The 9,629-nt window shown below is 53.8% G+C and carries 7 protein-coding genes; all 7 read right to left on the bottom strand.

Annotation, left to right across the window (positions count from 1 at the left end; translation table 11 throughout):
- Positions 1–381: 381 nt before the first annotated feature.
- Positions 382–1,056 (bottom strand): DUF938 domain-containing protein, encoded by a 675-nt coding sequence (locus BF12_RS0102985; protein WP_024950972.1) that lies wholly within the window; start codon positions 1,054–1,056, stop codon positions 382–384.
- Positions 1,057–1,229: 173 nt separating this feature from the next.
- Entirely contained in the window at positions 1,230–2,282 is a 1,053-nt protein-coding gene (locus tag BF12_RS0102980) for a glycosyltransferase family protein (protein WP_024950971.1), read from the bottom strand.
- Between the two features lie 286 nt (positions 2,283–2,568).
- A complete protein-coding gene (locus BF12_RS0102975; protein WP_024950970.1) occupies positions 2,569–3,603 on the bottom strand; it encodes a glycosyltransferase in 1,035 nt (344 codons plus the stop codon).
- Positions 3,603–4,655, bottom strand: coding sequence for a phytanoyl-CoA dioxygenase family protein (locus BF12_RS0102970; RefSeq protein WP_024950969.1), 1,053 nt, complete (start codon positions 4,653–4,655; stop codon positions 3,603–3,605). Before BF12_RS0102970 ends, BF12_RS0102975 begins: the two co-directional genes overlap by 1 nt.
- A gap of 61 nt (positions 4,656–4,716) precedes the next feature.
- Positions 4,717–6,792, bottom strand: a complete 2,076-nt coding sequence (locus BF12_RS0102965; protein WP_169734502.1) for a glycosyltransferase family 2 protein — start codon at positions 6,790–6,792, stop codon at positions 4,717–4,719.
- Between the two features lie 226 nt (positions 6,793–7,018).
- The gene (locus tag BF12_RS21520; RefSeq protein WP_084487943.1) at positions 7,019–8,842 is read right to left on the bottom strand and encodes a glycosyltransferase family 92 protein; all 1,824 of its coding nucleotides are present in this window, start codon (positions 8,840–8,842) and stop codon (positions 7,019–7,021) included.
- Positions 8,843–8,980: 138 nt separating this feature from the next.
- Positions 8,981–9,529 carry a dTDP-4-dehydrorhamnose 3,5-epimerase gene (gene rfbC, locus BF12_RS0102950; protein ID WP_024950966.1) on the bottom strand — a complete coding sequence of 183 codons (549 nt, stop codon included), beginning with the start codon at positions 9,527–9,529 and terminating at the stop codon, positions 8,981–8,983.
- Between the last annotated feature and the right edge of the window lie 100 nt (positions 9,530–9,629).

Raw genomic sequence — 9,629 nt, 5'->3', positions numbered from 1 at the left:
GTCGACCACGAGCTGGGCCGTTTCCAAGCGAAATTCCGGGCTAAACGTTCTCTTCTTCGTCATCATCTGCACCTGATTGTCTCTGTGAGCCATCATACACTCAAAGTCAGGTGGCCAGATTCACTGTGCCACTACAAAGCGTCACCCGACCTTCGGCGAAGGCTTCCGCGAGCTGCTGACACGCTATCAGGACAAGTAACCGTCCTTGATACATTTCATCAGGATCAATCATGTATCGCACGGGCTAAAGCTCTGACCATACTGTTTTCATCCCTGATACTTTGGCCCCTGTCTCCTTTGATCACAGGGGCCGTTGCATTCACCGCCCTCACCCCATTTATTTGTACACTATCGGCTCGCTCAGTATGCAAGGGCGCGCCTCTACCCTTGATGCCGAAAGACCACACTCAGGTTGTTCGCCGGCATCTCGACCACCTTATCGAGCCGCAAGCCGTTGCGCTCCCCTTCCTCGATGACCGCTTCCAGATCACGCACACCCCATAGCGGATTGCGGCTCTTGAGCTGCACATCAAAGCCTTCGTTGCTCGGCGCTGTATGCTGGCCATCCCGCTTGTAAGGGCCGTACAGATACAGCACACCGTCCTTCGGAAGGCGTCGACCGGCCTGCAACATCAGCTCGGACGTGACTCGCCATGGTGAGATATGGATCAGATTGATCGCCACCAGCGCATCGCAGGCTACCTCAGGCCACTCGGCCTGCACATCCAGCGTGATCGGCGCCTTGAGGTTGGGCAAGGCGGCCTCGGCGCGCCAGTCCGCGATGGATTCCAAGGCACGCGGGCTGGCATCGCTGGGCTGCCACTCCAGATGAGGCAATCCGTGAGCGAAATGCACGGCGTGCTCGCCGCTGCCACTGGCCAGTTCCAGCACCTGACGCCGCTGTGCCAGCACATCCCGCAGGACATCAAGAATCACGTCACGATTGCGAGCCACCGCCGGGCTGGCGAGACGCTGGCTGTGCGCCACCTCGACATCCTTCTGCGATGATCGCGACGTCGCGCTTGGCAAGTCATCGGGTAACTCGGGGGTGGCCATGCAGCACTCCTTTTCAACAGGGCAAATGACTCAGAACAAAAAGATGGCTAGATCATAACAAAGCGCCGCACCCCTGAGGGGCGCGGCGCTTGAGCAAACAGTGATTGGATCGGGCGATTTCGGTCAGGCTATCTCGTTCGGGCTATCTAAAGCAGGCTACATGAACACTCCTGCTAGCGGGCACGCGCCACCGTGGAACGGGCGCGCCAGAAATCCAGCACCCGCAGCGGGTCACCCACTTCATGGGCCTTGTGTTGCGCATTGTGCGCCATGGCACGCGTCGCATCACGGTCGCCCAGCAGGCGCTCGAGGGCGGCAATCCATTCTGCTGGGTCATCCCCCACCAACAGGCCATCGACGCCGTCCTCGATCAGATCGACATAGGGCGCCCGTCGACTGTAGATGCCCACCCCGCCCATGCGGGTGATATCGAGAAACCGCAGCCAGGAGGCGGCGCGGTTGTCGGAGTTTTCCATCAAGGGCGCCAGCCCGATGGCGATCCGACGCCGTGAGCAATAATCCTGAAAGGCCTCCCAGCTGACGGCCTCCATCGTCTTGAGGCGGGGAATATCGCTGAGCGCCAGCGGCAGATGACGGCCCATCATCAACTCCACTTCACTGTCCGAATGCCGGGTCTGGATATCGCGCAGCACGGGGGCCAGCGTGAGGATGTCCTCACGATGCGCCAGAGTGCCGTGAAAGCCGATGCACCAGTCGCTCTGCTCGAGATGGTGAAGATCCGGCAGCTTGCCGGTCAGTGGCGGCGTCAACAGGCTGACTTTGGGATGCAGACTCGCCAGAGCGGCCTCCAGCTGCTCGCTGACCACGACGATCTCATCCGCCAGCGCGAACAATCGCTGTTGCAATTGGGCAGCTTCAGCCTCAGAGCCTGCTTCAGGGGGGGAGGTGTCCTGCTCCGCTGACAGCAGCTCAGGCGAATACAGATGATCGACGAGGTAGCAGATACGACCGTGCTGCTCACGGTGTGTTTCCAGCATCTCGATCCATTCTCGCCCGAGGCTACGCACGATCAGCAGGCAAGCGCCGGTAAGGCGCGCCTGAGCAAGCTTGGGGGAGAACTTCCAGCGGCGGGTTTCAAAACGCTCGACACGTGTGCCTTCCTTGCGCAACGCGGCCATGGCAGGCAGCAAGAAGTAGATATCTTCTAGCGCCTGGGCTTCATCACTGAGTACGATCCAACGAGGAGTGGTCGGGAAGGCGGTCATGTCAGTCTCCTTTACTCGAGGCATTCATGGTCCCGGCACGTTCGGCGTCACCGCCAAACAAGCGCGAGCGAGAGCACACACTGACTCTGGGACGCTTACTTTGAGCTTAATGATTTCTGGGCATCACACCACTCAAATTTTGCTGGTGTGTAGCAGATGTAATCAACGTGTTACCTGCGTTGAGCACTAAATCGCCGCTGGCAACGCCGGGTTGGACGGCACCAGATCCAGAAACGACAAGACCCGCAGGATTAGCCGCGGGCCTTGGGGGTTGTGGTCGCTCAAGTCAGCGCGAACTCCAGAAGTTGATGCACGTCTGTATAGCGCCAATATCTCGGGCTTTCTGCAATGCCCGCTCTGCCATGGTCTGCGTGGCGGCCGGGTCAGCCAGCAATTGCTCGAGCGCCGCCTGCCAGTCAGCAGGATCATCCCCAACCAGCAAGCCATCGACACCGTGTTCGACGATGTCGGTATAAGGTGCCCTGCGGCTGTAGATTCCGACGCCGCCCATCGCCGTGATGTCGAGAAACTTGATCCACGACTTGCCTTGATTGAACGGCGTCTCGAGAAGCGGTGCGAGCCCGATCTGGATGCGGCGTGTCGCTTGGTACTGTTGAAAGACCTTCCAGGGCAGCGCCTCTGGTGTCTCCAACCCTCCAATACCGGTAAGTGATTCCGGCACATGTCGCCCCATCATGATCTCGAGGCGTGCCTGGGGATGTGACGCCATCACTGGCGTGAGTGCCGGCGCCAGGTGCGCGATATCATAACGATGCGCACGGGTACCGTGGTAGCCGATGGTCCAGTCAGACTGAGTGAAATCGGCCAGCTCAGTTTCCGGCGTCAGCATTGCCGGTGTCAGCAACGAGACATTGGCATGCTCTCGCCCAAGCTGGGCCACCAGCGCCTCACAACAGGCCACTACCTCATCCGCGAGCGCAAGCAGTGCGGGCTGACGCATCGCCAAGCCGCTCAAACGCGCCACATAGGCGGCAGGCAAGCCATCGGAACGGGTCACGGCGCCAAGATCATCGTCGATCAGATAGACGATACGCCCGAAGCGCTCACGATGACGTTCGAGCAGACGCACCCAGCGCTCGCCCAAAGAGCGAACGATCAACAGATTGGCACCCGCCAGGCGACGCAATGCCCATCGCGTCGGCAGGTGATAGCGGCGGGTGTCGAAACGCTCGACGATGGCCCCCTGCTGGCGAAGAGCAGGTGCGGCTGACTCAAGAAAGTAGATATCCTCGGTGGGTCGAGCACCATCGCTGAGAACGACCCACCGCACACCTGCCAAGGGTGAAGCTTCAGCCGACATCAGGACGGGTCCTGCGCACGCGAGGAGTCACGTGTCACGACATGCCAGGAAGACTCGACACCACGCGCTGCGGCACGCTTGTCATCCCGCGCCCGCTCCGCCTTGAGCACACGATACTGCAGGCGATTGAGCCATTCGCCGCCCAGCCCCGGCAACGGCAGGAAGGGTGTCGTGCGACTCATTCCCCACAGCGCCAGACGCGAACTGCCCGCCTCGGCAGGACCACGGCCGTGCATGCCGAAGGTATCCGCGATCAACAGCGTGTTGGCAGGCACCTTGAACAGCGTGGGCGCATTGAGACCGAAGCGAGCCAGTACACCTTCCTCGACCCGGAAGGACCCTCGCTGGGTATAGCGATTGGCATGCTCACGCGCCGTCAGGCTCATGTGATACTCCCAATCCAGACGGCCCTTGTTCAACTGCGTGGACTGGGGCACGAACATGAAAGGTCCGTTGCGCTCGCTTACCTCCTCCAGGTAAAGCCAGAACTTCATGGTCGGCTGGAAGGTATCCACGTGCAGGGACTTCTGCGGGTCAGCCTCAACACTCTCGCGGGCGCCATTGAACACCTTCTCGAGATGCACGATGGGCAGGCGACGATGGCCGGCGCAGAAACGCAGCAGACGCTTGAGCTGAGGGTCAGCCAGCACTTGCTTAGCCACCGGCAGCTCGCTCAGGGTCTCCGGGTCCAGCAATACGCGATGCGTGCGGGTATCACCCTGACAACACTCACGTACCTCACCGGGACCGTGATCATGCACAGTTTCAAGCTCTGCCTTGAGCTGCGCGAACAGCTCTGGCGACAGGAAGTTCTGCTTGAGCAGGTAGCCATCACGCAGATAGGCCTCACGCTCCGCTGTCGGCAAGCCGCGACTGAGCATGACCATGCGCCAGCGCATGATCCGAGACGCCGCCTTCACCCGCCAGACGTGCAGCCCCCGGCGATTCAGACGCTCACTCCCGATCAGCGGATTGGCGATGAAGGACTTGGCACCGGTGAAAAGCGCAAGGCCCCACAGGGGAGCCTTGAGCAGAAATCGTGAACGGGACATGGCGTTCCTTGCGAGACGATGTTCAATAGGCAGCTACAGGCACGACGGGGCAGTGCCCTGCTCAGCGTAACGAAAAGTCTTCGTGGACGAGAGTCAGGTTGGGGTTGTAGTAAGGGTCCGTCGTCAGCTGATCGCCCCAATTGTCCAGCATGTAAGAGACTTCTCGCTGTGCCCGTGCCTGTTTTTCGGGGTTGTCATCCTGACCGCGAGAGACTGACTCGTGATGATACAGTTCCGCGTAAGGTGTCCAGAGGTTACGGTAGCCAGCCTCTCTCACCTTCAAGCAGAAATCGACGTCATTGAAGGCAACAGCAAGATGCTCTTCATTGAGCCCGCCAACAGCCTCGAAGACCTCACGCCTGACCAACAGACAGGCTGCCGTGACGGCACTCAGGTTCTGCGTCAGCATCAACCGGGAGAAGTAACCGGCTTCCGATCTATGAAAATACTTGTGAGCGTGGCCCGCGACACCGCCGATACCAAGAATCACTCCGGCATGTTGAACGGTATTGTTGGGGTAATATAGCTTGGCGCCGACACAGCCAATCTCTTCACGCTGTACTTGCCCCACCATCTCATCCAGCCAATCGGCATTGATGGGCTCGATATCGTTGTTGATCAGCCCGATGATCTCGCCACGAGACTCGCTCACACCAAAGTTATTGATGGCAGAATAATTGAAAGGATGATTCCACTGCAGCACTCTCACCCGTGAGTCACGCTGACTGACTTCCTGCATGAAGGACAAGGTCTTCTTGCAAGTGGATTCGTTGTCCAATATCAAAAGCTCGAAGTGTGTATAGGATGTTCTCTCCAACAAGGCCTCGACGCACGGCTTGAGGATATCCACACCATCGCGGGTCGGCACTATCAAGCTGACAAGAGGCCGCCCTCTCACAGGCCACGTGACGCGGTAAGTATTAGGCAGGCTTCCGGAAGTGACAGACGCGGGTAACGAAGCCTGTGCCAGGTGATCACGCACGGCCTTGAGTCCCGCTTGACTGGTATATTCCTTCGCCCCGCTATCCAACGCAGTAGACCCTTTACCGGCACGCCAGTGATAAAGCACCCTGGGGATGTGAACAACCTGCGCTGCGGACAGGCCATTCGTTACCCGCAATGCGAGATCATGGTCCTGACTTCCTTCATACCCAGCCCGAAAACCGCCGACTTTCTGCACCAATGCCGTCGAATACACTCCCAGGTGAGACAAGTAATTCTGAGATAGCAACAAGTCAGGATTCCAACCGCTCTTTAAGTGAGGGTCATGGCGTCGGCCCCGCTCATCGAGCTTGTCTTCATCGGAATAGAACACCAACGCCTCAGGTGCCTCGTTGATGGCCTGTGTCACGAGATACAGCGCTTGAGGTGCAAGGACGTCATCATGGTCAAGCAGCGCGACAAAATCTCCTGTCGCCATTCCCAGAGCTGTGTTGCTGGCATGAGAGATATGTTGATTGCGATCATGAGCGGCGACTCGAACCCGTTCATCGCGCACCCGGTATTCTTCAAGAGTGCGAGTCAACTCTTCATCTCCGGAGGCATCGTCTACCAGGCAAATCTCAAGGTTGCGATAACTCTGTGCCAGTACGGAATCCATGCAGGCACGTAAGTTCTCGAGTTCAGGTCGGTAGACAGGCACCAGGATGGAAATGAGCGGCTCACGTGCCAAAGGCCTCTCTTCTACAGGTGCCTCATTCGTTGCGATCCAGGCCTGATAATCCTCTTGGCCACGACGATTGTGGAAGGTATCGGCATAACAGGCCATCAACCATTCTTCAGAGGTCTGATAGCCATGAGCGTGATACTGCGTAGCAAGTTGATTCACCATGTCCTCAAGAGACATTCCTCTGAAGTCATGATGCAGCCGCACGACACGCTTTCGGATACGATCCCGAGCAAAGCCGGGGGTGAGCAAGATCAGGCGCAGATGCTCCACACTGAAGCTTCCTGGAGCGTCGACAGGATCAAACCTCAACCGCGTACCACTTTTACCGATATAGATGATGCGTTTGGAAATCCGGCCATTCTTGATAGGTAAAGAGACACTATTTTCATTGGAATATCCGTGTCCCTCATTGAGATACAGTCTTGACTCTCTCGCAGCGGTCGCATGTAGCACCGTCGCTTCCAGCATGTACCAACCTGGGAGCCAGGCTCTTGAACGTAAAATCATCTGGGGATCTTCAGTTTCAGCCAGAAGACCACCATTACTATCCAAGCGGGAAATGTTACGGTAATCATCAAAAGTGTCATTCACTTTGATGCTACACATATTTTCCCACAAATTTTCGCATGCAAGAGCTATTGAGTGAAAACCATATCCCATTATACTGCACCTAGAAATATCAACAGTAATGAATTCAATCATCCATTACACTTGAAGAATCGATTGTCTGGCCTGTCATGACAGCTCGACAGCTAATAACAGCACCAGCGGGGACAGGCTTCTTGAAATCGAAATGGAAACCGACATAACCCTCACGAGGCGCTCCCCATCGTACCATGCCAGGGCGAAGATGAGTCGCAGTAACTCTCCCCGCTACTAAGCCATTGACAAGAATATCAATTTCTACCGGCTCATCTGTTAAGCTCCACCACGCCCAACCTAATATATTTTTTGTTGTTAACTTTTGAATACCACCATGAACGTAAGGAAGAAACGCTTTATGTAGATCAACACGAAGAGAGAAAATTCGCTTAGCCTCTTCATATAACTCCAAGTCTTTTCCATTATACTTTTCTATCAGCTTTCGCTCCTCACTACTTATTGTATGCTCCCTGCCTACCGCACTACAAACATTATCCTGACGAGATGCAATAGACAAACTGTAATTACTGTTTATTATTTCCAGTGAATGCTGATAATCTTCAGTAAGGCCAATAAATCCATAACATTGGATAGGAGCTCCAGCAAGAAATTTCGACTGCCGGTTCTGTAGCTCAGGACGTGTAACAAAGTCCTCTAGTGTACCAGAGTAATTATTATGCCTTACAAAATGATTGTAATCAGAAATGACTCTTTGGACTGGATCACGCAAAAAACTAATTGTGTTACGAATACCCGTGACAGATAAGTATTTAGATGCAGGTGTATGTCCTGCAATAAGCTTTACACCTCTATCCCTGACTTTACTGGCAAAAGCGTAACCATCCTTAAGTTCGTATATATTCCTTAAGATCTCTGGGTGAGTTTCTTTACTCTTGGCGCCATAGTCATGCCATATATTAAACTTATCGAAGAATTCTGCAGCCCCTAACCGAAAGCTAGTGCCAGCTGTTTTCGGTATGTGAACAAAAAAGAGAGGATTACGACACTGAGAATTTACGGCTAAATCGTCATAATGTTGTTTCTGTAGTCTATTGAATTTTGTAACATCTGTGTGTTCATCATTGAGGTCATGGCCAAGAAAATACGACATTTCACGGCACTTGTCTGCCCCTAGATTCGCACGTCCACGAGAAGCTTTTATGTCAATAAATTCACATTGAGACTTGACGTTATAATGATTTATAATAAAATTCTCTTTACAGACTTCTTCCGTACGTCCAGACTTGACATTTTGCTCTATGAAGCAGGCTACATCGCCTCCTGGAGTAATATAATGGAAGCCAGAGATCAACTCGGGTGCATGTACAAAAACTTTTTTCACGCGTTCCGGCCTGAAAATACATTTCACATGCTGATTTACCGCGCGATCGACCTTACTTGCCTTATTGAAACGCCAGGTCACAGCTCCTGGCTGGTATCTATTATACCCAGATGAGCCATATATACGCCAGTTTATCGCAATACCGCCAACTTTCGGCTTATCCAATAGAGAGCCAACTAACCCTCTTATATCTCCAGCACTCTCTTTATTACCGACGTTAACTAAAAATTCATCCACATCGAAAAAAGCCATCCACTGACATTGATTTCCAAATCGCGCAAGGCATTCCTTATACCATGTGATTTGTGCTTTGACGGATGGAACCCAAGTTTCCCATGTAACATCTCCACTCTTAAACCCATCATTTAAGATATTTTGAGTACCATCAGTACTACCGTTATCCGCAATAAAAAAATGAGTTACCCCAAGATTACGGTAATGAGTCAACCATTCCTTGAGATATAGCGCTTCATTTTTTACAATGGCAACAACTGCAAAATCAATTTCTTTTGATTTTTTTCGTAATCTCAGCATCAATAAATTACCTTACAAAATAAAACATAAAAACAAAAAAGTAATAAGGCGATGCAAAACTTAAAAAATTTATAACAAGATGTCTCACTTAGTAGGAAGTGAGACATCTATTCAATGAACAGCAATTAATATTACAACTTACACAAAAACGGCGGCCATCTCGAAAGGATCACCGTCTTCATCCTTGGCCGACAGCTGCGGCGCTTCACCATTCACCAGCGGCCACTCGACACCCACGCTGGGGTCATTCCATTTCAGCGAATACTCATCACCCGGTGCGTAATAGTCAGTGCACTTGTACTGGAATTCGGCTGATTCGCTGATGACATAGAAACCATGAGCGAATCCCGGCGGCACCCACAACATCTGTTGATTGTCTTCGCTCAGATGTGCACCTACCCACTGACCGAATGTCGGACTGCTCTTGCGCATATCGACGGCCACATCGAAGACTTCGCCCTGTGTGACACGTACCAGCTTGCCCTGCGGCTGATTCAACTGGTAATGCAAGCCGCGCAGGATGCCTTGGCGGGACTTGCTGTGGTTGTCCTGCACGAAGGTGTAATTACCGCAGTGTTCGACGAATTCGCTCTGACGGAAGGTTTCCATGAAGAAACCGCGCTCATCACCGAATTTCTTCGGGGTCAGCAACACGACATCCGAGATGGCGAGTTTTTCAAAATTCATGCGGGAATTGCTCCTTGTCGGGGGACAGAAATAGCGCTGGCAGCCAGATGTCTCAACGTCTCTTCTCGTCAAACCACCTCTTGCCAGGCCTTATCGCGTC

This window comes from Cobetia crustatorum (assembly GCF_000591415.1).
GTDB lineage: Bacteria > Pseudomonadota > Gammaproteobacteria > Pseudomonadales > Halomonadaceae > Cobetia > Cobetia crustatorum.
Note: the sequence above shows the minus strand (reverse complement) of the source record. Positions and strands in the feature narration are given on the sequence as shown.